We start from the raw sequence: 22541 nt of genomic DNA, 5'->3' as shown, positions 1-22541 counted from the left end.
CCACCAACGAAATCCAGTGCCGGTCATACCGCGTGGTTGTCGAAGGAGGGTCTCGTCGGGATTAGCGCGGTGATGGCATCCTGGGGCCATGGTTGCTGTTCACTCGACGATGGTTCCCCTGGGCACCCGGGTGCCCGATTTCCGGCTCCCCGACGCGCAGGGAAAGCTGCACGGCCCGGCCGACGTGGCCGGGGCCGCGGGCCTGCTGGTGGCCTTCGTCTGCAACCACTGCCCGTTCGTCATCCACATCGGGCCCACCCTCGGGCAGCGGGCCCGCCAGTGGATGGATCAGGGTCTGGCCGTGCTGGCGATCAACGCCAACGACATCGCCGCCTACCCGCAAGACGGGCCCGAGCACATGCCTGCCTTTGCCGAGCAGAACGGGTGGAGCTTCCCTTACCTGCTGGATGAGACCCAGGAAGTCGCTCGCACGTTTCGGGCCGCCTGCACTCCGGATCTGTTCCTCTTCGATAGGGACCGCAAGCTGGCCTACCGAGGCCAGTTCGACGCGAGTCGGCCGGGCAACAACCGGCCAGTCACCGGCGATGACCTCGACCGGGCCGTCCAGGCGGTGCTGGCGGGTCAGCCGGTCCCCGGCGACCAGGTCCCCAGCGTCGGCTGCAACATCAAATGGAAACCGGGCAACGAGCCCGACTACGGGCCCGCGGGAGCCACCGGCTAGCGGCAGCCGCGGCAAGGGAGCGCGGGTGATTCTGGGCACCCCTACGCCATTGGTTTCGTCCCGCGACGCAGCAGGTATCGGCATCACTAGATGTATGGTGATGTAATGCGCACCCAGATCACGCTTAATGATGAGGAGGTCGAGCTCCTCGATCGCGCTGTCAAGGCAACTGGCGCATCCCGGTCCGAGCTGATCCGTCGGGCGATTCGCGCTACTTACGGAAGCCGAAGCAAGGAAGAGCGGGTGGCGGCCCTGAAGCGAAGCGCCGGCTCCTGGCGGGGACGTGACTTCACCGGTGCTGACTACGTGGACGCTGTTCGCGGTGACCTCAACGAGCGCCTTAGCCGGCTCGGTTCGGCGTGAAGCTGATTGACACCACCATCGCTGTCGACCATTTGCGGGGCGAGCCCGCGGCTGCCGAGCTGCTCGCGGCACTGACCGCCACCGGTGAGGAATTGGTGGCAAGTGAACTGGTCCGGTTCGAGCTCCTGGCGGGCGTACGGGACAAGGAACTCGGCGCGTTTGAGGAGTTCTGCTCCGCCCTGCGTTGGGCCGCCGTGACCGAGGATGTGGCACGCGTCGGTGGACGACTCGCGCGTCGGTACCGAAGAAGCCATAGCGGCATCGACGCTGTCGACTACCTGATCGCCGCGACCGCGATCGTCATCGACGCCGACCTGCTGACGACGAATGTGCGCCACTTCCCGATGTTTGCCGAGCTGAAGCCCCCGTACTGACTTCGCGTCCGCTCGGCCCGATACGTGCCATACGTGGCGATCACGTCGTCAGACCCGGATGCGCTGCGTGGCCTCGAGCCCATTTTCGTTGCCGCCCAGCATAACCGCCGCACCCAGGGTTTTAGAGCAGTCGGGGCGGTGTTCGACCAAGTCGCCCATTGCCGATTATCTGGTCGCCGAGGCCAAACCCGGTGTTGGCGTCGCCAGCGATGACGCTGCCATCGACAGCTCGCATATTGGCCCGTACCGGAGGTTGCCCGGGCGCGCAATCGACAGCGCTTCACTACAGTGATCCGCGGGACCGGCATCTGCCATCGGGCGACTCGACTTCAGGTTGGCCTGCGGATGGCAGGGTCGATGATCGCAGAGCTCGCGCAACATTTTTTGTTGCGCTAGACTTGATTTGTGCCCGTTTCAACGCAAGAAAAAGTCGCCGCGCTCAGCCGCGACTTCGGATCCCAGCGCCGCCTAGCCGAACTGCTCGGTGTCAATGCCGCCCAAATCACCCGATGGCGCCGAGGCGAAGGGATCGACGACATCAACGCCGGCCGCGTCGACCTGCTTGATCTCGTCATGGCGCGCCTCTTGCGCCTCTATTCCGGCGCAGCCGCCGAACGCTGGCTCGTCGGGATGAACCCAAGCCTGGGAGGCCGCCGCCCCATCGACCTCATCCGTCGCGACCAAACCCGGGAAGTGCTAGACGCCATCGCCAACGAGCAAGCCGGCAGCTTCGCTTGATCTTGTGGCGCGTCCTGCCGTGGAATCCATCGGCACCCGTCGGAGGGCCCGGCCACGCCCTCTGGGTGCCCAGGGAGTACCAGGGCAGCGGGCGCCATGACGCCCCGGATCGATACGGCTGCCTGTACTTGGCTGAGGCGGCGGTCTCTGCTGTGGCCGAGATGCTCGCGCCTTTCCGTGGCACCGGTGACCTACATCCCGACTTGCTCGTCCGCTCCGGCCGACAACTCGCACTGGCAGAGTTGGAGCTTGCCGACGACGCGGCACTCGTCGACCTCGACGAGCCCACGGTATTGGTCAACGAGTCGCTACACCCTTCCGTTGTGGCGACCAATCAGCGTTCGGTCACACAGGCCTACGCGGTTGCCCAGTTCGAGCGCCACCCGGAGGCTGCCGGGTTGAGGTGGTGGTCGACGTTGGAGGCGAGTTGGATTCAGATCACTCTATTCGACCGCGCCCTAGGCGAATTGCGTGTGCACAGTGTGCAGCCACTGTCCGTTGACGACGTGACGGTGATCGCCGCCGCGATGTACCTCGGCCTCGCTTGAACGATCCACAGAGGCGGGTTGGATGGCTGGCCTACTCGACGCTGCTGCCGCCTCGCTACTTTGACAACGTCTCGGCTCGTCCCCCGGCGCCTATGCGAGGCCGACGAAGTGGCTGTCGGACAGGCCGACGGCGATGATCACCAGCTATGCCAGCATCGCAATCGGCGCGGTTAAGCCGCGCCTTATCGCTCCCATTACCCGAGGCGCACAATCGATTACAGTACAGACGCCCATGCGACAGTTGCGGATGGGGTGGATTTTGAGCCCGGTAATTGCGTGCTGCGGGTGGGCCAGCCGAACTCCAATAGCACGGCACCGGTGATTCTGTCGATAGTTACTCTTCCTGCCCAAGCAGTACAATCACCGCATCAGGCCGTATCCGTTAGGGCTAGCGATCTGTTTGACGAAAACCCCAGCGCAGTGCGGTCGCGGCATGTATCACGCCGCGCGGGGGGCGCGGCACTTTGGGCACTACCGATGCATCTCAAACCGGCCCAGCTTCTGACTGGCTGGCCATCGCGAGTGCCTTGCCTGGACGGGTACTGTCCAGGACAGCGAACGCCTGCAGTCGTCGCCGATGGAGTGATATATCACGCGGTCTGACGGGAAGACGACCTAGGCTGTTGACATGGTGACAGTGAACTGACATCTTTAAATAATCGTTTGTGCCCAAGGGGGTTCACCAATGACAGGTCTCGAGAGCCACGATCATGTCGTTTCTCTCGAGCCAGTCGAGTCCAAGCCACTGCAGCCGAGGTCGATTCGTCCAGTGCTGTTCTGGTCGAGCGTCGGCGCAGTGTGTGTCGCTGTCGCCGCCTACGTCTACACCACCTGGATCGTCTCCGGCGATGCCACGCCGGTCAGTGCCGGCCCCGACCGGATCCCAGCAGGTACGCACGCGGCGATGGCCGCCTTCCAGGTCCTGTGCCCGGTTTTTGCGGCCACCGCGGTCTTCTACGTCGTGCGCAAGAGCCTGCGTGAGCGCCAACTGTGCGTCGAGGCCGCCATCGTCATCGGGTCGACGGTCGCCTGGTGGCACGACCCGCTGATCAACTGGTTCCAGCCCACGCTGTTCTACAACGCCGGCTTGGTCAACTTCGGCAACTGGACCGAGAACATTCCCGGCTGGCTCAGCCCGGACGGGCGATTGATGGCAGAGCCGGTGCTGATGATCGGAATGATCTACATCTGGATGCCGCTGACCATGGGAATGATCGCGCGCTGGGCGATGGGGCGGGCGCGGGCTAAGTGGCTGGCGCTGGGCCCGGTGCGTACGTTCTTATGCGGCTGGATCGCGGTGTACGTCATCGAGTTCCCGCTGGAGATCTTTGCGGTGCACCACGGACTGGTCGGTTATCCCGCGGCGATCCCGGGTGTCACGCTGTGGGCCGGGCAGACGGTTCAGATCCCGCTGTACGGTCCGATCCTTTGGTCGCTGGTGCTGACGTCCAGCGGCGCACTGATGTTCTTCCGGAACAGGCAAGGTCAGGTTCGCGTCGAGAGCGGAGTCGAAACGCTACGTTGGGCCGGGCCCCGTGTGAAGGCGGTGTTGCGAGTGTTGGCGGTTACCGGCTTCCTGCATGTGGTGGCGATCGGCGTCTACGACGTTCCATTCAACTTCGCCGGCCTGTATGCCGGTCCCACGCAGACTTATCCGACGTACCTGCGCACGCAGTTCTGCGGGCCGGGTACTCCTCGTCCCTGCCCGGACGGCACCAGGTTCGATGACCGCTAGCAGGCTATGCCGGCAGCCTGGGCAGCGCGGCGAACTCCTGGCGGATCAGCTTGTCGACCGGGTGGCTCGGCGCCGACAGCAATCCGTTGAGTACCCCGCCCCACGAGCAGCATCACGACAGCCGCGCGGGGCCGGCGTTCGTCGTGGAGGGACGACAGCCCGCGGCTATCGGCTATCACCTTCGCGACGATCTCGACATTCGCGGCCAAGCAGGACGGCGGCGAGTCCGCCATCAGCCTGGCAGTCGGAGAGCACCCCTCTTGGGCGACGCAGCCTTCCGCTGAATGCCTCGATGAAGGTGTACTACCGAAAAAGCACCGCTTCCTTGGTGGGAAGTAGCGGAAGAAGGTCACCGGCGAGGTGCCGGCGCGCTCAGCGATCTCGTCGGTAATAATTTGGTACCCTTTGGCGCTCAACGGATTCAGGGCCACATCCAATTAACGCCGTCCGCGCCCAGTCCGCATGCGCGCTAGGCGGCAAAACGGTCGCCCTGCGCCATCCGGCTCATCCATCTGAGCCTCCTCGGATATTTTGACACTGCAACGACGGCAGCACTTCAGCGCATCGTTGACACCAGTCGACCATCAGACGATACTTGGGAAATAGTTGACAGCCTACTGTCATATTTGTTTCCTTCCGACAGCATGTGGGGCCGGTTGCAGAGAGGATTATTTCCCGCCATGACAGACGCCACCAACGAATCCGATTTCAGCGTCGATGATCTTCCATTCCACGAAGACCGGGCGCGTGCCTGGCGGGAACTACGTCAGCGCGGCGAAGTCGTGCGGGGGAACCAGCAGGTCGTGATGTCCAGTGCCGCAGCGGTCGACTTCGCGGCCAAGCATCCTGACATCTTCTCGTCGGCGCGCGCCTTCGACCGGCTCGGCAGCCCGGTGCCGTTGGTGCCGATAGCGATCGACCCGCCGGACCACACCCGGTTCCGCCGACTCCTGGATCCGTTCTTCAGCCCGAAGAGAATGGCTGAGAGAGAGCCTGAACTTCGCAAGCAGGCCGGTGAGCTGATCGACGCCATCAAGGTGAAGCGATCCTGCGACATTGTCGCTGAACTGGCTACTCCCTTCCCGTCGCAGGTGTTCCTGACGCTATTCGGCCTGCCGCTCGAGGACCGCGACCGGTTGGTGCAGTGGAAGGAATCCATTCTCGAGTTCACCGATCCGGCTAGTGCCGAGCCGACGCCCGAGGTGATCGATCAGGCGTTGCAGCTCTACACCTACCTCAGCGAGCACATCGCACAGCGGCGCGCCAATTCCGGCGGCGGCGACCTGCTGTCCCAGCTAATCGACCTGAAGGAAGAAGGCGGCATGACCGACCCCGAAATCCTGGGCCTGTGCTTCCTTTTTGTGCTTGCCGGACTGGATACGGTCACCGCTGCCCTCGGCTTCTCCTTCGCGAGGCTCGCCTCCGACAAGGAGTTACGGAACAGAATCACCAACGACTATGCACTGATCCCGTACTTCATCGAGGAGCAGCTCCGGGTCGATCCCCCGGTTCCTTTTGCGCCGCGGGTCATCACCGAGGACGTTGAGGTTGCCGGCTGTCGGCTGGCCAAGAACACCGACGTGCTGGTCAGCTATGGCTGCGCCAACCGCGACCCACAGCTCTACGAAGAACCAGAACGAGTGCATCTGGACAAACGCCCGCCGCACTTCGCGTTCGGCCGGGGCCCGCACCGGTGCCTGGGCTCGCACCTCGCGCGGCTGGAGCTGCGACTGATTCTCGAGGAGTGGCACAGTCGGATCCCTGAGTACTCCCTGGCCCCGGGTGCCGATCCCAGGGCTCCGTGGCCCAACGGCACCCTCGGCCTGGACGCGGTGCCCCTGGTCATCGGCTGACGCCGGCAGGCATCAGCCCACTTTGGGAATCACTTCCTCGGCCACCCACTGCATGTGGTCGAGGTAAGCGTTGAAGTCGTCGAGCGGCGGCGGATTGACCCACGTGTCGGTGACGCCCAGTTCGGCAAGCCGGCTGCAGGTATCGATCACCTGCTGGGCGCTTTGACCAAATTGTGCGTTCGGGTCCTCGACGATCGCATGCTCTTCTCCGATAGACAACACGGCAAGGCTGTAGAAAACCGAAAAGGGCCGGTCGTCGAAACCGGGCTGAGAGTGCAAATAGTCGATCTTGGCGGGCAGTTCATCCGGCTTTGTCAGCCAGGGCGCCCAGCCGTCGCCGAACCGCGCGGCCCGGCGCAGCACGGCATCGGCATCCCCGCCCATCCACACCACCGGGCGGGGTTCCTGAATTGGCTTGGGCCCGAAGGCCACATCGTTGAACTTCACGAACTCGCCATCAAAACTCGGGCTGTCGCTGCACCAGAGCTCGAACATCGCAGCAAGGTACTCGTCGGTCATCCGTCCCCGTTTGGTGAAAGGCACTCCGACAATGTCGTACTCCTCCTTGAGCCAGCCGACTCCGATCGTGACCTGTGCCCGGCCTCCGCTGAACCAGTCGAGGGTAGCGATGGACTTGGCGGCGATCACGGGATTGTGCAGCGGCAGGATCGTCACCATCGAACCGATCCTGATCGTCGACGTGGCGCCCGCGATGAACGCCTGGGCCGTGGTGGCGTCGAAGTAGTGGTTGCCTGATAGTTCGAGGTGTCGGCGGGGAGTCAGGAAATGCTCGGGCAGAAACACCATCGAATAGCCCAGCTGCTCGGCACGTCTCGCGACGCCGACGATCTCAAGCCCGGTCAGCTTGTGTTCCCAAGGTTGGGTGATCGCCGCGACGTGCATGCAGTTCGGCAGATAGACGGCAAATCTCATTGCTGGCCTTTCCGTTTTGTCCGGAAATGCACGGCGCTGCCGTGGGAGACGGCGCGAGCTCGTGTGATCTCAAACCATATGGCAGTCGACTGCCACCGTCAATACAGTTCCCATGATACGGTAATACTGGCAGTGGTCTGTCACGTTAGGAGGCGCATGGAAAACGAGGGCGGTGTCGCGCCTCTCACCGACCCGATCCGTGGGACCAGCGAGCCACACCGGCTGTGGACTTTGACCAATGTCGGCGAAGCCACCCCGGACATCTTGTCGCCGCTGTGCTGGGCACTATGGGGTGCCGGGGTAGAGTTCGCGTCGCGCGGCGGCCTCTACGATTTCGGCGTTTTGCCCCGTTCGACCCTATTGGTGCCGAGCGATCCCAACCAGTGGAGCACAGCATGCTTCTTCGGCAGGCAGGCGATGAATGTCGATCGTGCCCGGGAGCTGGCGGGTCTGCTGCCCGGGATGACCGGCGACGACTTCGAACGCGACTTGCTGGGTTCGGTCCGCCCGGACGCCACGCCGACCAAGAGCAATCCAGCACGGCTCCCGATCGTTGCCGTCAAGGGGCCCATCGCGCTGGCTCGCGAACGCACCGCGCCCTACCGCGTTCACGCCGCGCAGATGCGTTGGTGGCAATCCATAGTGCTGACCGGCAACTGGACGGATGCCGCTGCGTTGCTTGCCGATTCGGCTGTCCGCTTCTGCACGGCGATGCGCGTACACGTGCGCACCCGGCTGATCTTGAACGCGTTGCGGTCGCGGGTCACCTCGATCGCCGAGCGGCTGGGCCGCAACGATCTGGTGCCAGCCTTGCTGGCCGGTTATGGCGGAGTTATCGAAACAGCGCTGGCCGACGACGTGTGGTCGCTTGGCCGCGGCGACCTGAAGATCGGCGAATTCCTCATGCGGCATGGCTTCCATGGGCCCAACGAAGGAAACGTGATCGGGCATTCCTGGCGGGAGGACCCCAGCGCAGTGCTGCGCGCGGCAGCGTCGCACACAGCACGCCCCGACGACGAACGGCCACTATTGCGCGCCAACCGCGCAGTTGCCGCCCGGGAGCGAGCCGAGAAGGAGCTGCTGACAGGGCTTTCACCGGTTCGGCGGTCGCTGTTGCGCCGACTCCTCAGGTTTGCCGGCGTTCAGGTGCGCTCGGTCGAGCTCACCAAGGCCGCGTTCCTGACCGCCGTCGACGGGTGCCGCGCAGCCGCGACCACGATGGGACAGGATCTGGCCGCCGCCGGAATCCTGGCCCGGCCAGACGACGCCTTCTACCTCACCATCGACGAACTGACTGCCCCGCTGCCGACCAACGTGCGCGAGTTGGTCAACTTCCGCCGCGCTCGGCGCGAGGAGTACCGCCACATCGAGATCCCCCACGTGTTCACCGGGATGCCGACCCCGATCCGGGTAGCAGACGGTAGCCTTGGGGACAACGGTGCGGTACGCGGAAAACCCGCTGGCCCAGGGGTTTTCGAAGGAACCGTGCGAGTCATCCTCGACGCGGATTCCCAGGATAGCCTCGAAGACGGCGAGGTATTGGTGTGCAAGTTCGTCGACCCCGGTTGGACCGCATTAGTTTCGCTCGCCGGGGCACTCGTCACTGACATCGGCAGTCCCGCGAGCCACGGCGCGATCGTCGCCCGCGAGCTGGGCATCGCCTGTGTCGTTGGTACCGGTAACGGCACCCGGGCGCTCCGCACCGGCGACGTCGTACGCGTTGACGGAACGACGGGCGAGATCGCCGTGCTGAAGCGCTCGGCCAGGCATTAGGAGGCCATCATGACAGCTGCGACCAACGACCTGTCCTCGGGCCTGCCCGATGCACGCGAGGCCACCGTCCGAACCCCGCCGGACTGCCCCGGCTGGACCGAGAACCTGCTATTCACCCCATACGACCCGCAACGTGACATCGGAATGTGGCTACATCTGGGCACGGTGGCCAATATCTGGGAGATGTGGGAGGAACGGGTGCTGATCGCGCCTCCGGAAGACCACGGTGTGCTGGCGATGTGGGGCTACCACCGCACGCCACCGGAACGGCAACCCGGCGGCGCAAACCTCGAGTTCCGTTGTGAGCACCCATTCACGAGGTGGCACATCAGTTTCGATGGTTTCTGTGTGCGCTCCTCGTATGAGGCGATGCGCACCGGCCTGATCACCGACGGTCCGAAGAGTCACGTGCAGCTCGACCTGGATGTCGAGTGCCTCACACCGGTCTGGGACGCCGAGGCTGCTCCCCCCACTAAGACGGGCGCTGGCATGGCCGAACAATCCTGGGCACGTGAGCATTACGAGCAACTGACGAAGGTCACTGGCCAGCTTGCCATCGACAGCGTGACAACCGAGTTCGACGGATACGGTTGGCGCGATCATTCCCGCGGAGCCCGCGACGCCAGCACGCTCACCACGTGGGGCGGTCATGTGATCACCGGTGCCGTGATGCCGAGCGGCCGAGCGTTCGGGATGTGCCGGTATTGGGCCCCGGACGGTCGAGTCACGTTGGAGGGCGCATACGTCGTTGAGGACGGCTTACTGCGACATGTCGACATCAATCGTGCTCCGCCACCGGCGGTGCTGATGCGCACTGGCGAAACCTACACGCTGGAGTTGGCAGGACACCTCCCGATTCACGGCACGGTGCGATCGTCATTGTGGATCTCAATGGCCGATGGGTTGCCGTACGGGGTCATGGATCCGTCACGGGCCTACACCGTCAGCTGGGCACGTGTCGAGTGGGACGGCGAAGTCGGGCACGCGTATATCGAGCGCTCGAACTTAGCGGGAGCCTGATTGACCATGACAGTCGACTGCCATATTGTAGTTCTCAATAGCCCTCGGGAGGGCCCTGTCGGAAAGGCGTGCCGGTGGCCAAAAACCTGTTTCTCGTGCTAACGAATCCGATTGAGGGCCAGGACGATGCCTTCAACGAATGGTACGACACAAAGCATGTGCCCGAAGTTCTCGACGTTCCGGGCGTAATTGCTGCGCAGCGTTACGATCTCGCGCAGGTCACAGTACCCGCAGACGAGGACCTTCCCGCGCAATTGCCTCCGCCGACCCACCGCTATCTGGTGGTCTACGAACTCGACCGGGACCCCGACGCGGTGATGAAGGAATTCCTGGCACGGGTCACGACTGGCAAGTTGTCGCTCGGCGAAACGCTGGACTTGAGCACGATCTCGCTGACTGGCTGGACGCCGCACGGCGAACGCCGCGTAGCGGACCACAATGGGTGACCTGCTCGAGGTCATGCTCGCGCAGCGAGCGTGCCGACGATTCGACCCAGCCAGCAAGGTGCCCGACTCTCACATCGAGCAGATGCTCGACGCGGCGGTACACGCGCCGAGTGCCGAGAACACCCAACCGTGGGTGTTCGTGGTAGTCACCGACGAGCAGACCAAGGCGCATCTGGCCGACTGGTGGACGGAAACATGGAACGCGGGCGGGAAGGAGTTCATCCGCGGGAAGTTAAGTGACGAAACGCTCTTCGCCGACCTGGAACAAGGGTTCAGCGGTGGTTTCGCCGCCGCGCCCGTGGTTGTGGTGGTGTGTGCCGATCTGTCGCGGGTCGAAGAGGCCTATGCGCCCGCATCCATCTACCCCGCAGTGCAGAACCTGTTGCTGGCGGCCGCCGACCTGGGTTACGGCTCATGCCTCACCACGGGTCTAACCATGTTCGGTATCGACCGCGTGCGCGAACAACTGGCGCTGCCCGACACGATGCTTCCGATGGCGGCAATTTACCTCGGCCGTCCGGCAAAGAAACTGTCCCCGCCACGGCGTCGGCCTGCGACGTCGATGACTTTCCGCGACCGCTTCGGCAGCCCGTGGTGACGAGAACGGAGTCCAGCCAATGCCGTTGGGGATAACCGAAGACCATATCGCACTGGCCGAGGTCGCGCAGTCGCTAGTGACGCGTCACGGCGGTACGGCCGCGGCGCGTCGTATTCTGCTCGACGGCGACCTTGCGGGGCGCTGGTGGCTCGACGACCCGCTATGGAAGGAGATCGTCGCAGTCGGCTGGCTTGGCCTCCACGTCGACGAGCAGTTCGGTGGTCAGGGTTATGGATTGCCGGAGCTGACCATCGTGTTGGAGCAATTGGGCCGAGCTGCGATCGGCGGACCGTTCCTACCGACGGTCGCGGTTTCTGCGCTGATCGCCGAGTCCGGCACCGACGAGCAACGAAAGCGGTGGCTTCCCCAGCTCGTCTCCGGTGACGTCGTCGCAGGAATCGGCACGAACGACGTTGCGGTCCTGGCAGGTTCGACAATCACTGCGGAAGCGGTTGCCGCGCTGGCGGAGCCAGGGGCTGACCTCTTCCTGGTCCCGGTAGGCCAGGACATGGTACTCGTCGAGAAGGGAGACGCTGTCACCGCGCGCCGCACCGACTCCGTTGATCAGCTGATGCGAGCCATTGCGGTCCTCGGGCTGTCGTCAGCGCGGATCGCTGACGTGTTTGCGGGCACAGCAGGCGATGCCGTGCGGATCCTGCGGCTGCTGGCCACGGCGGAGGCCGTGGGCGGACTGGGCGCCTGCACCGAGATGGCAAAGGTGTACGTCGCCGCCCGCGAGCAGTTCGGTCGGCCTATCGGATCATTTCAGGCCATCAAGCATCACTGCGCGAACATGCTGATGGATACCGAACTCGCGGTGGCAGTCGCCTGGGATGCCGCGCGGGCTCGCGACCCAGAGGCTGAGTTGGCCGTGACGATGGCGGCCGGACATGTGCTACCGGCGTATCAGCGGGTGGCGCTGAACAACGTCCAGGTGCATGGAGGCATCGGCTATACCTGGGAGCACGACGCCCACCTGTACATCCGGCGTGCGACTGTGCTGCTGACCTTCGCAGGTGGACCCGACGTATTGCGCGACAAAGTCGTCGAGCTGCAGCGCAGTGGTGCGCGCCGCTCCCATGCAGTGGATTTGCCCGCCGTCGCTGATCAATACCGGCAGGCTGCGCGGGATTTCCGTGCCAAACTCGAGGGGGCCGACCCGCAGCAGCGGCGAAAGCTTTGGGCGCACTGTGGTTACCTTCAACCCCACTGGCCCAAGCCATACGGTCGAGACGCCGATCCCGTCGAGCAACTCGTCATCGAGCAAGAGTTAGCGGGCCTCGACAAACCGAGCCTCGGGCTTGGCGAATGGGTGGTGCCGACGCTACTTCAGCACGGCAGCGTCGAGCAGGTCGAGCGACTGATCTGGCCCAGCCTTGACGGTGAGATCCGCTGGTGTCAGTTGTTCAGCGAACCGGGCGCCGGTTCGGATGCGGCGGCGGTCACTACTAAAGCGAAGCGGGTCGACGGCGGCTGGCTGGTCACCGGGCAGAAAGTCTGGACCAGCGACGCAGCGAACTGTCAGCGGGGTCTGGCCACCGTGCGCACGGACCCCGATGCGCCCAAACACAAGGGGATCACAACGATGATCATCGATCTCGAGGATCCCGCGGTCGAGATCCGCCCACTTACCGAGATCACCGGTGAAGCGTTGTTTAACGAGGTGTTCCTCAACGAGGTCTTCGTGCCCGACTCAGATGTGGTGGGTGGGGTCAATGCTGGCTGGGTGGTTGCGATGGCGACGTTCGGCAACGAACGGGTGTCCATCGGTGGCGGCTCGGTGACGCTCCAAGCCGGTCGCTTGCTCGACATTCTGTTGCGCCACAACGCCGATGACACCGGGCTGGCCCGTGAGGTCGGCGCGCTGCTCGTTGAGGCATATGCCCTTGCGGCGCTGAACCTTCGGCAGGCCGCCCGAGCGGTCTTCGCGGCCGGGCCGGGTATCGAAGGCAATATCGCCAAGCTCTTCGGAGCCGAACACGCGCAGCGTGTAGCTGAACTGGCGCTTCGCATCACTGGGCCTGCTGTACTCCTCGGCGGTGAAGGCAAGGTGGTGCACGATTACCTGTTCAGCCGCTGCCTGACCATCGCGGGTGGCACCAGCGAGATCTTACGAAACCTCATCGCCGAACGCATCCTGGGTCTGCCCCGGGAACCAACACCGAAGTAGACCGGAGAATCGACATGACTTGTGCTGTCATCGGAATCGGCCGCACAGCCTACTGCCGCAACTCAGGCCGTACGACGCGGAGCATGGCCGTCGCTGCGTGTCGGGATGCGATCGCCGACGCCGGACTGATACCCGCTGACGTGGACGGGATCTGCACATACATGGTCAATGACTCTGAGCAGCCCATCTATGTGGGCTGGGCGTTGGGTATCGATGAATTGGCGTGGGCCAACGCGATGTACGGTGGCGGCAACATAGTGGCCGACCAGATCGCCACAGCTGCCGCGGTAATCGAGGCCGGGTTGTGCCGAGCGGTACTAGTGTATCGGTCGCTGAACGGTCGCTCCGGCTACAGGTTCGGAACCATCCAGGGCCCGATTCAACTCGATCATGACAACCAGTTTGACGCTGTGTCAGGTTTCATGGTCCCGCCACAGTGGTTCGCAATGTGGGCCCGCCGCCATCAACACGTATACGGCTCGACGTGTGAGGATCTCGGACAGATCGCGATCACCCAGCGTAGACACGCCGGACCCAACGAACACGCCCTCCGCCGGGAACCTCTCACCATGGACGACTATCTGGCCTCCCGCTGGATCAATGAGCCGTTCCGGGTGCTCGATTGCGCATCGGAGGTCGACGGCGCGGTGGCGATCCTGGTGGCTGGTGAGGACATCGCCGCGGACGCCGCGCAGCCGCCGGTGTGGCTAGTCGGGTCGTCGAACTCTCAGGGCGGCGCGAATTGGACGATCTGGGACGACCCTACCGAGATGTACTCGCGCAGTGCCGGTCCGAAGATTTGGAAGAAGACGGGCCTGTCACCGGCCGACATGGACGTGGCGTGCATGTATGACTGCTTCACCTACACCGTAATGGCCACCATGGAGGGATTTGGATTTTGCGAAAAGGGTGAAGTCGGCAAGTTCTTCTCCACTGGCCGGGCCACGTATGGTGGTGATGTCGTGGTGAATCCACATGGCGGGCTGCTGTCCGAGGGCTACGTTCACGGACTCAACCACCACTACGAGGCGGCGCTGCAGCTGCGCCACGCCGCCGGCTACCGCCAGATCAAGGATGCACAGCTGGCGCTTGTGACCGCTGGCGGGGGACCGTTCGGTGGCGCCAACATCTACAGCAGGGAGAAGCCGTGACCAACTCCGCATTCGCACCGCCTATCCCGGTCCCTGATCCGGACACTGCACCCTTCTGGGAGGGACTTAAAGACGGCAAGTTGATGTTGTGTCGGTGCGATGACACCGGCAAGTGGATTCATCCCCCACTGGAACGCAGCCGATTCACCGGTGGGCCCGTACATTTCGAGCAGGCTAGCGGCGAAGGCACGCTCTTTAGCTACATCGTCGCGCGTCAGCCTCTGGTGCCGGGGCGGACACCCCCATACGTGATCGGGATCGTCGAGCTCGCCGAACAGCCAGGCTTGCGGATCAACGCGATTATTGCCGTGGACCCCGCCGAGGTCCGGATCGGGCAACCGGTGCGAATGCGTGTCGTTGATCTGGGGGACACCGGCTTTCGCGTGCCCGAGTTCATCTTGGCTTGACGGCGGCTTGGATCTTGGATGGCTGGTCGATGCTCATTGAGCGGCCAGCTGGTGCTTGAGCATCAACTGTCCCAACGCAGGTTGAGAGAGTCCAGCCCGAAAACTTGCCCGCCATGCTCAACGGGTTGCTCGACAACCTCGTACTCGGGGATGCGGCGATGCCACTCCTCAAGGATGACCACAGGTGGCGCGTGATCCCACGATTGAACTCGACGCGGCGCGCATCAGGGTCGGCAGTCTCGTCGCGGCCGGCGGCGGCCATGGGAAAGGCGGCCATGTCGCCTGCTTTGACAGGGCAGCCGTGAAAATCCATGTCGCGGGTGGGTTTACGGGCGGTTTGCACGATCGGATAGACACGCAACAGTTCCTCGACCGCCCGAGGAATAACCTGGCGGTCGGCAACAATCCGTGCCCGGTCGGCGGGATGGGTCGCCAAATGCAGCATAGCGTAGGACAGCTGACTGGCCACCGTATCGAGGCCCGCCATGAACAACAACAACTGGCAGCTCAGCAGATCCCCGTCAGAAACCGGCGCGCCGTCGATCGTCCAGCCGATTGCCTTGCTGACGATATCGTCGGCGTCCGGATTCGGCGCCATCCGACGTTGCCCGATCAGCCCAGCGAATTAGCCCATCACCTGCTGCATGCCCTCGAACCGTGCAGCGTTAACTTGCTCACCGACGCCCTGCTGGTGCAGGATCTTGTCCTCCCACTCCAGGAACTGGTCGAGATGGCCGACCGGCATACCCATGATCTTCGGAAACACGATCGACGGAAAAAGCCACTTCGCATGTTCGGGTGGATCGATCATGATCGGGATCCACTTGTATGGCGGATCGGGTTCGGTGGGAACGATAACGCTGCTCGACCAGAGCTCCGGGTGCTGTAAGCCGTCCAGGATCACCGCGTGGTCGGTGAACATCCAATAGCCGTCGCCCTCGGCGTTGCGAAACACCGGCCGCAGCCGGTCCTGGACAGCGTCGAGCTGACGAAAGTGCGTCAACGCGGGAGCTGATGGAGAGTTTAGTTCCAGGGTCTCCACGGGGCATTGCCACAGTGGCTGCTGATCGGTCATACCGCCTCTTTGATGGTGTCCCAGTCACAGCCCGTCAGTTCGGCGGACAGTTCCCACAACCGGCGCGCGCTCTGCGGATCGCGGGCCTTGGCAAGTAATTTCGTCGGCTTGGGCTTGCCCCACTGGTGAAATAGGCCGCGCGGCGCGATGTATGTTCCGTTAGGCAAGTCGGTTGTGACGGCCTGAATCGTCGAGCGCGCCCCATTAGCTGGGCTCTGCGCGATGTGCGGGGCCAGCGTTTTACCGGCCCACCGCAGCACTCCCGTGCCGTCGCGAGTGATATCGGTGGCGGTCATGCCAGGATCGGACGCATACGCCCGCCTGCCCCGGCGGACCAATTCTGCGACGAACAATAGGTTGGCCAGTTTCGATTCACCGTACGCCGACCACATGTTGTACCGGCGCCGCTGCCAGTTCAGGTCGTCGAAGTGGATGCGGGCCAGGGCGTAATTACTGCTGGCGACGACAACAACGCGGTCGCGGATGCGGTCGCCGAGCAGGCAGGTGAGTGCGAAGTGGCCAAGGTGATTGGTGCCCATGTGAGCTTCGAAGCCATCCGTGGTCCGGGTCAGGGGAAGTCCGAGCACACCCGCGTTGTTCACCAGGACGTCGACGAAGTCGACGTGATCGGCGAACTTGCGCACGCTGGCAAGGTCCGCCAGGTCGAGGTGGTGCACATCGACGTGGCCTGTCATCGCAGCTGCGGCTTCTTCGCCCTTGTCCAGCGTGCGACAAGCGATCACCACCTGGTGGCCGGCTGCTGCCATGGCCGACGCGGTAGCCCGGCCGACACCGCTGTTGCCGCCGGTAACGATGATTCGCACAGCGCCCTGATCCTCTCTTACGTAGGTGCAATTGGCAGCTGGGTGCCAAATTAATCGGCAGTGTGATCCAACACAATACAAGGCAGGCCATGCTAGCGATTGTCAGCGCAGCAGCTCCGCGGTGCCCAGCTCGGCGTAGGCCACCGCGAACCGGCGCAGGACGGCGGTGACCAGTTCGGTCGAGTACATCTGATCCGGGGTGATGGCCCACATGCAGAATCCCCATGCCGGGGTGCGGCGGTAGGAGATCCACATGTGTTCACGGTCCGGCAGCGCCTCGACGCCAGCGGTTTGCAGCCGCGCCAGATAGCCGTCGAGCAGCTCGCGCTCATGCGCCCGGCGTAGCTCCGGTTCCAGCGCCCCTACCAGGGCGTAGCCGAAGTCATGCGCCCATGAGCCGCGCCGTACCAGTTGCCAGTCAAGCACCCCGACCCGGCCATCGGGCAAGACGTAGGTGTTTGCGGGATGAGGGTCACCGTGCAGCAGTGTGAGGGGTTCTTCGGCGGAGTATTCGGCCAGCCGCCAGAAGGTATTCTCCATCGTGTCGGCGTCCACGCCGGCAACCTCGAGCAGCTTCTTTTTATACGGCACTTCCAGCAACGCACGGATGATGCCGAACCCGTCGGCGTGCAGGAAGGTTGCGAACGGCCCGCGCACCGGGTGCTCCAGCCAGCCCAAGTCACCGCTGTCGCTCATTCGCGGACTACCCCAGAATGGCGCATGAACTTGAACGAGCGTCTTAAGCAACTCATCAACTTCATCAACCGTCAGCCCGGCAATGGCGTCGGGGAATCGGGCACCGCGATCCGTCACATCTTCTGTGATAATCAGAAACTGCGACGGCCCCTCGAGGTGGTCGGCGAAGTACACGGTCGGCGTTTCGGCGTCGATGCTCGGCCGCAGGTCGCGGTAAAAGCGGGTTTCATCGTTGAGCAGCACGGTGCCACCCCCGCCGACCGACAACGACTCGTCAAACGCCTCCGGCAGATCGTGCACGGTGCTTAGCTGCGTCTTGACGAACAAGTGCCGGGGCAGAGCGGCTTTCGGCTCGGCATAGCTCACGTCGAGGTGAACGTGCGAACTCGTGCCCTGAGATGTCCGCCGTAGCTTTACTCCAGTGACGGCCACAGCGGGGTCGTAGCCGCGCAATACCGCCGTCAGCACTTCGGGCGTCAGATCGTGTGGGGAACGCAGGACAAGAGCTTGTGCTCGACCGCTCAATGTCAATCCTCAGTGTTTTGGCGGAATGCGACAGTATGCTGCCATCGTAGTACTCGACTCATCTTAGGTGCGCGTGTTCGACGAATAAGCCAGGACTTTCGGTTCAGCATTCCTCGTGACTGCAGTGATTGCAGTCCCCGAATTAACTATCGATTGACATTATGGCAGTACACTGTCATAATGAGAGACACTGGCTGTCGGATGGGATTGCGGTTATCCGACCAGGGCTGGGTTTTGATTGTCGAGGTTGCCACGGCGGCTGACAGGGAGAACCGTGACGAGGGGCATACGCAGGGCTAGCCCTCTGCGAGTCGGCCATCCTCAAGTCGTGGCCCTTGATGGCACAGCGAATCTGCCACGAGAAATCGTCGGCAACAAGGGTTTTGGTATCGACGCAATGCGCCGCCTCAGGTTGCCGGTACCGCCAGCCTTTTGCATCACCCGCGAGGCATCCGAGCAGTTCTTTGCCGATCCCGCGTCTGGTATTGACTGCATTTGGGATACCGTGGTGCAAAAGATTCGCTGGCTGGAACGGGAGACATCGCGGACGTTTGGTCGTGGCCCCAAACCGCTGCTGGTCAGTGTGCGGTCCGGTGCGGCGCAATCGATGCCCGGCATGCTCGACACCGTCCTGAATCTGGGTATCAACGATGCGGTTGAAAAGGCGCTGGCCTGGTCACGGGGCCAGGAGTTCGCGCGCGATACCCGCGCCCGATTTGAAAGTAGCTATCGGCGCATCGTACTAGGTGGCAACGAATGCGAGGCGGTGCCTGACGACCCATTCGCACAACTGCGGCGAACGATCCAGGCAGTGTGCGCGTCATGGAACTCGGCACGTGCCACTGCCTACCGCAACCATCATGGCCTGGACGCTCTACCCGGCACCGCAGTTGTGATCCAGGCGATGGTGTTCGGTAATTCCGGACATAACTCCGGCACCGGCGTGCTGTTCAGCCGGAACCCGATCACTGGCGCCAATGAGCCGTTCGGCGAGTGGCTTCCGGGTGGTCAAGGCGAGGACATCGTGTCGGGCGGAGTCAATTGTAAGCCGCTCAGCGCGCTGCACGATGAGCAGCCAGAAGTATGGGCAGCGCTGCTGAGTGCCGCTTGGACGCTCGAACAACTTGATCGTGACGTCCAAGACATCGAGTTCACTGTCGAGGCGGGCAGGCTATGGCTGCTGCAGACCAGAGTTGCCAAACGCTCAGCGCAGGCTGCGGTCCGGTTAGCGTTGCAGCTGCGACAAGACGGATTGATCGATGATGCTGAAGTACTGCGCAGAGTGACACCATCGCACATCGAGACCCTATTGTTACCATCTGTCCAACCCGAAACCCGATTGGCTGCTGCACTTTTGGCCAAGGGGCAGCCAGCCTGCCCTGGGGTGGCGTCGGGCCGGGCCTACACCGACGTCGATGACGCACTGGATGCCGCTGCCCAGGGCCAGGACGTGATACTGGTCCGTCCCTCGACAAGCCCAGAAGATGTGCAGGGCATGCTGGCCAGCCGTGGGATCGTGAGCGAGGTCGGCGGCGCTACCAGCCATGCCGCGGTAGTCAGCCGCGAAATCGGTCGACCGGCTGTGGTGGGTTGCGGTTTGGGGGTAGCTGAGACTCTCAATGGCAGACTGATCACTATCGATGGCTCTGAAGGTGAAGTGCGCGAAGGAGTTCTGGAGTTGACGGCATGGTCGGAGAGCGATTCCGCCGACCTGGCCGAGCTGGCCGAGCTGGCCCGCCGGCATAGCCCACTACGGGCGCATGCCGCCGGTGAGTACCCGACGCTAGCGAGCAATTCTGAGGCCGCCATACGCGATGCGCTGTCCGCCGGCCACACCGACGTTGTCTGCCCAACACCGCTTATCACGATGTTGACCGCCATCAGGCTCGCCGATACCAGGAAATGAAGTTGCGCCATGACCGAACTGGAGGTCCTGCAAGCCGTCCGACTCAAGGGCAGAGTTAACTTGGCTGAACTGGCCAGGACCGTCGGTGAAGACCTCCCGCTAGTCGCTTCCACCGTGGCCCGGCTGGCTGAGGCCGGGTTACTTGTCGCAGGCCATACACTCAAGCTCAGCACCGCTGGGCGGCAGCGCTTGACTGCGCTGTTGGCCCACGAACATGCGGCCGCCAATCGAGCCGAACTTTCGGGTATCTACAACGATTTTCGCCGTGTAAACGCCGACTTCAAAGCACTGGTCACTGACTGGCAGCTTCGAGAAGGCCAGCCCAACAACCACGGTGACCCCGACTACGACGCCGCAGTGCTAGCCCGACTCGACCGCACCCACAAACGGGTACTGCCGATCATCGCCGCGGCCGCAGCGCAGGTGCCGCGGCTGCGCGCATATGGCGACAAATTGTCGATGGCGCTGGAAATGGTGCACGCAGGCAAGACTGAATGGTTCACCCGCCCGGGCATCGACTCTTACCACACGGTATGGTTTGAACTACACGAAGAACTGATCCTCGCCACCGGACTGACGCGCCAGTGTGAAGCCGAAGTGGACCACTCACATTGAGCCGACCGCAAGACACACGCCAGTCGCAGTTGGGCGTGTCTGCGTAGATATGACAGTAGATTGCCATGGATGAGTATCGTGGGTCAGGTGACGGGCGCGAAGGCCACACCTAAACATTTGCCGTCGTGCATCGTTGTAGTGCCGGGGCAGACACCGAGGCCGAGGAGGCTGGCGGATGGCGCGCGGTGATCGCTCGCCCCGTGACGAACATGCGGACCGCACCCGATCTGCGTTGGTAGACGCGGCGTTGAACCTGTTCAGTGCCAAGGGCTACGACGACACGACGACCGAAGAGATCGCCGCGAAGGCAGGGGTTTCGCCACGCACGTTTTTCCGCTACTTCCCCACCAAGGAATCGGTCTTGTTCTTCGGTGAATCCGACTTTATCCACGCCTTTAGCGGCGTTTATCTGGCGCAGCCGGATACGATGTCAGACTTTGACGCGATGGCAAACTCGTTCGCGCTGCTGGCGCCGTCGCTGAAGCGAATCCGCAAGAGGATCGGGCAGTATCGTGAGGCTGTCGAGTCGTCACCGGTATTGCTAGGTCGCGAGCGGCAAATTCACGAGGCTAACGCCGATATCGTGGCAAAAGTCATCGCCCGCCGCCGGCACCTGGCCAGGCCCGACCATGAATGCCGGTTGCTGGCGGCGGTCGGAGTCTTGCTTCTAGAGCGAGCGATCAGCCGTTGGCTGGCCGCGCCGAATCGGGCAGTCGATGACGTGATTCGTCAGGAATTTGCTGCGCTGCCAGCCGCGCTCAAGTGAGACCGCTACGGTTCACTGCGGGAATCCGGTCAACTCTGCTGCGGCATTTGTCCGGGTGGCTGGGTTGAAGAAGACGGCATCACCTCAGGAGCGCTATGACGACGGCCTCACCCAACCGGAGCCAGCTGCTCGGCGCTAACTCGCGGGAAGTTCAGCATTCTGCGCGCGTTCTGCTCAACAATCAGCCAGCATTCGTCGTCGGGTACATCGGCTAGAACTTCGGCGGCGCGTTTGCGGGAATTCGGCCAGTTGGAGTCGGAATGTGGGAAGTCGATCTCCAATGTGATGCGGTCGACACCAATCGCATGCCGGTTGGATAGGCCGTGCTCGTCGTCGATAAAGCAACCCCAGAAGTGCTGGCGGAATAAATCCGAAGGACGAGTGTCGAAGTCGATGTCTTGGTAGTAGCGATGCCGCTCCCACACGTAGTCAGATCGCTCCAAGATGTATGGCACCCAGCCGATTCCGCCCTCAGCCAGCGAAATCTGCAGGTTCGGGAACTGCTGAAGCTTGCCAGAGAACAGCAGATCGACGGTGGTCCACATCAGGTTGGTCGCGAACAGGGTAGTGGCTACCGCGAAGGGTGCGTCGGGCACCGTCAGCTGCCCGGGCACTGGCTTCACCGAAGAGAAGCAAAAGCCGGGCACGAAAGAGCCCGAGCCGAAGTGCAGCGACACTGGCATCTGCGCATCGGAACAGACCCGCCATAGCCCGTCCCAGTGGTCGGTGTGGAAGGAAGGCAGACCCAGCGGCACCGGGCTGTCCGGGAAGGACACCGTGCGTGCCCCTTTGGCCGCGACCCGTTCAGCCTCGGCGATGGTCGCGTCAATATCCCACACCGGCAGTATGGCCATTGGCACGTAGCGCCCCGGTGCGGTGGCGCACCACTCATCAATATAGAAGTCGTTCCACGCCTTGACGCACAGGAGGGCTAGCTCCTTGTCCTGAGCCCGGATAAAGGTGCCTCCGGCGAAGCCCGGGAACGACGGAAAGCACAGCGCGGCTTGTACACCGTCGAGATCCATGTCGGCGATCCGCGCAACGGGGTCGTAGCAGCCGGGGATCATGTCCTCATAGCGGACGGGATCCAGGCCCCACTGCTCCGGCGGCTTGCCGGCGACTGCGTTGAGCCCGATTGTGGGAAAAATCTGGCCGTCATAGCTCCACAGGTGCATGCCGTCTTGCTCGATGATGCGAGGACCCTGCTCGCGGAACTTCTGTGGCAGCCGGTCCTGCCACACGCGCGGGTGTTCGACCAGGTGGTCGTCAACCGAAACGATCTGGTGGTGGTCGTGCAATGGCATCGCAACTCTCCCGATAAGCGGTTTCTGACGATCCGTCTT

General features: G+C 63.2%; 22 protein-coding genes and 1 pseudogene. 17 read left to right on the top strand and 6 right to left on the bottom strand.

Annotation, left to right across the window (positions count from 1 at the left end; genetic code table 11):
• The first annotated feature begins 88 nt into the window (after positions 1 to 88).
• The 6 genes from MYXE_RS04635 (at position 89) to MYXE_RS04610 (ending at position 4440) form a co-directional block, all read left to right on the top strand.
• Positions 89 to 682 (top strand): thioredoxin family protein, encoded by a 594-nt coding sequence (locus MYXE_RS04635; protein ID WP_085197055.1) that lies wholly within the window; start codon positions 89 to 91, stop codon positions 680 to 682.
• Positions 683 to 787: 105 nt separating this feature from the next.
• Positions 788 to 1045, top strand: a complete 258-nt coding sequence (locus MYXE_RS04630; protein WP_003922522.1) for a ribbon-helix-helix domain-containing protein — start codon at positions 788 to 790, stop codon at positions 1043 to 1045.
• Positions 1042 to 1419, top strand: a complete 378-nt coding sequence (locus MYXE_RS04625; RefSeq protein WP_003922521.1) for a type II toxin-antitoxin system VapC family toxin — start codon at positions 1042 to 1044, stop codon at positions 1417 to 1419. The genes MYXE_RS04630 and MYXE_RS04625 overlap by 4 nt, the downstream gene beginning before the upstream one ends.
• A 405-nt stretch (positions 1420 to 1824) precedes the next feature.
• The gene (locus MYXE_RS04620; RefSeq protein WP_003922519.1) at positions 1825 to 2157 is read left to right on the top strand and encodes an antitoxin Xre/MbcA/ParS toxin-binding domain-containing protein; all 333 of its coding nucleotides are present in this window, start codon (positions 1825 to 1827) and stop codon (positions 2155 to 2157) included.
• Complete coding sequence (locus MYXE_RS04615; protein WP_157139298.1) at positions 2154 to 2705, top strand: RES domain-containing protein; 552 nt, start codon at positions 2154 to 2156, stop codon at positions 2703 to 2705. Before MYXE_RS04620 ends, MYXE_RS04615 begins: the two co-directional genes overlap by 4 nt.
• Before the next feature lie 796 nt (positions 2706 to 3501).
• Entirely contained in the window at positions 3502 to 4440 is a 939-nt protein-coding gene (locus MYXE_RS04610; RefSeq protein ID WP_232061740.1) for a spirocyclase AveC family protein, read from the top strand.
• Here MYXE_RS04610 and MYXE_RS04605 read toward each other — a convergent pair.
• A complete protein-coding gene (locus MYXE_RS04605; RefSeq protein ID WP_232061739.1) occupies positions 4437 to 4871 on the bottom strand; it encodes a TetR family transcriptional regulator in 435 nt (144 codons plus the stop codon). The two genes, MYXE_RS04610 and MYXE_RS04605, sit on opposite strands and share 4 nt — an antisense overlap.
• A gap of 249 nt (positions 4872 to 5120) precedes the next feature.
• On the opposite strand from MYXE_RS04605, the gene MYXE_RS04600 reads away from it, so the two are divergent.
• On the top strand, positions 5121 to 6293 hold the full coding sequence (locus MYXE_RS04600; RefSeq protein ID WP_085197062.1) for a cytochrome P450: 1173 nt from the start codon (positions 5121 to 5123) through the stop codon (positions 6291 to 6293).
• Positions 6294 to 6305: 12 nt separating this feature from the next.
• On the opposite strand, the gene MYXE_RS04595 is transcribed toward MYXE_RS04600, so the two are convergent.
• On the bottom strand, positions 6306 to 7226 hold the full coding sequence (locus tag MYXE_RS04595) for a TIGR03619 family F420-dependent LLM class oxidoreductase (RefSeq protein ID WP_085197063.1): 921 nt from the start codon (positions 7224 to 7226) through the stop codon (positions 6306 to 6308).
• Positions 7227 to 7382: 156 nt separating this feature from the next.
• Here MYXE_RS04595 and MYXE_RS24935 point away from each other — a divergent pair, with 156 nt between their 5' ends.
• From MYXE_RS24935 to MYXE_RS04560, 7 genes are all read left to right on the top strand, one after another.
• Positions 7383 to 8999, top strand: a complete 1617-nt coding sequence (locus MYXE_RS24935; RefSeq protein WP_085197065.1) for a PEP-utilizing enzyme — start codon at positions 7383 to 7385, stop codon at positions 8997 to 8999.
• Between the two features lie 9 nt (positions 9000 to 9008).
• Complete coding sequence (locus MYXE_RS04585; protein ID WP_085197067.1) at positions 9009 to 10019, top strand: DUF7065 domain-containing protein; 1011 nt, start codon at positions 9009 to 9011, stop codon at positions 10017 to 10019.
• 74 nt (positions 10020 to 10093) lie between these two features.
• Positions 10094 to 10465, top strand: coding sequence for a DUF4286 family protein (locus MYXE_RS04580; RefSeq protein ID WP_085197098.1), 372 nt, complete (start codon positions 10094 to 10096; stop codon positions 10463 to 10465).
• Complete coding sequence (locus tag MYXE_RS04575; RefSeq protein ID WP_085197069.1) at positions 10458 to 11063, top strand: nitroreductase family protein; 606 nt, start codon at positions 10458 to 10460, stop codon at positions 11061 to 11063. Before MYXE_RS04580 ends, MYXE_RS04575 begins: the two co-directional genes overlap by 8 nt.
• Before the next feature lie 19 nt (positions 11064 to 11082).
• Positions 11083 to 13233 carry an acyl-CoA dehydrogenase gene (locus MYXE_RS04570; protein ID WP_085197071.1) on the top strand — a complete coding sequence of 717 codons (2151 nt, stop codon included), beginning with the start codon at positions 11083 to 11085 and terminating at the stop codon, positions 13231 to 13233.
• A 14-nt stretch (positions 13234 to 13247) separates the two neighbouring features.
• Positions 13248 to 14384 (top strand): thiolase C-terminal domain-containing protein, encoded by a 1137-nt coding sequence (locus MYXE_RS04565; RefSeq protein ID WP_085197073.1) that lies wholly within the window; start codon positions 13248 to 13250, stop codon positions 14382 to 14384.
• On the top strand, positions 14381 to 14791 hold the full coding sequence (locus MYXE_RS04560; RefSeq protein WP_085197075.1) for a Zn-ribbon domain-containing OB-fold protein: 411 nt from the start codon (positions 14381 to 14383) through the stop codon (positions 14789 to 14791). Before MYXE_RS04565 ends, MYXE_RS04560 begins: the two co-directional genes overlap by 4 nt.
• A 62-nt stretch (positions 14792 to 14853) precedes the next feature.
• Here the strand turns inward: MYXE_RS04560 and MYXE_RS25220 are convergent.
• From MYXE_RS25220 to MYXE_RS04545, 3 genes and pseudogenes are all read right to left on the bottom strand, one after another.
• Positions 14854 to 15866 (bottom strand): annotated as a pseudogene (locus MYXE_RS25220) (cytochrome P450).
• The gene (locus MYXE_RS04550) at positions 15863 to 16690 is read right to left on the bottom strand and encodes an SDR family NAD(P)-dependent oxidoreductase (protein ID WP_085197077.1); all 828 of its coding nucleotides are present in this window, start codon (positions 16688 to 16690) and stop codon (positions 15863 to 15865) included. Before MYXE_RS04550 ends, MYXE_RS25220 begins: the two are co-directional and overlap by 4 nt.
• 102 nt (positions 16691 to 16792) lie before the next feature.
• Complete coding sequence (locus MYXE_RS04545; protein WP_085197079.1) at positions 16793 to 17911, bottom strand: phosphotransferase; 1119 nt, start codon at positions 17909 to 17911, stop codon at positions 16793 to 16795.
• Between the two features lie 328 nt (positions 17912 to 18239).
• On the opposite strand from MYXE_RS04545, the gene MYXE_RS04540 reads away from it, so the two are divergent.
• The 3 genes from MYXE_RS04540 to MYXE_RS04530 all read left to right on the top strand — a co-directional run bounded on the left by MYXE_RS04540 (position 18240) and on the right by MYXE_RS04530 (position 21198).
• A complete protein-coding gene (locus MYXE_RS04540) occupies positions 18240 to 19817 on the top strand; it encodes a pyruvate, phosphate dikinase (RefSeq protein WP_232061735.1) in 1578 nt (525 codons plus the stop codon).
• Between the two features lie 9 nt (positions 19818 to 19826).
• Positions 19827 to 20432, top strand: a complete 606-nt coding sequence (locus tag MYXE_RS04535) for a MarR family transcriptional regulator (protein ID WP_085197084.1) — start codon at positions 19827 to 19829, stop codon at positions 20430 to 20432.
• Between the two features lie 175 nt (positions 20433 to 20607).
• Complete coding sequence (locus MYXE_RS04530; RefSeq protein ID WP_085197087.1) at positions 20608 to 21198, top strand: TetR/AcrR family transcriptional regulator; 591 nt, start codon at positions 20608 to 20610, stop codon at positions 21196 to 21198.
• 107 nt (positions 21199 to 21305) lie between these two features.
• Here the strand turns inward: MYXE_RS04530 and MYXE_RS04525 are convergent, their stop codons facing one another.
• A complete protein-coding gene (locus tag MYXE_RS04525; RefSeq protein ID WP_085197090.1) occupies positions 21306 to 22502 on the bottom strand; it encodes an amidohydrolase family protein in 1197 nt (398 codons plus the stop codon).
• Positions 22503 to 22541 lie beyond the last annotated feature (39 nt).

The sequence above is a fragment of the Mycobacterium xenopi genome (assembly GCF_009936235.1).
Lineage (GTDB): Bacteria > Actinomycetota > Actinomycetes > Mycobacteriales > Mycobacteriaceae > Mycobacterium > Mycobacterium xenopi.
The sequence above is the reverse complement of the archived record's forward strand: the minus strand, read 5'-3'. Positions and strand labels throughout refer to the sequence as shown.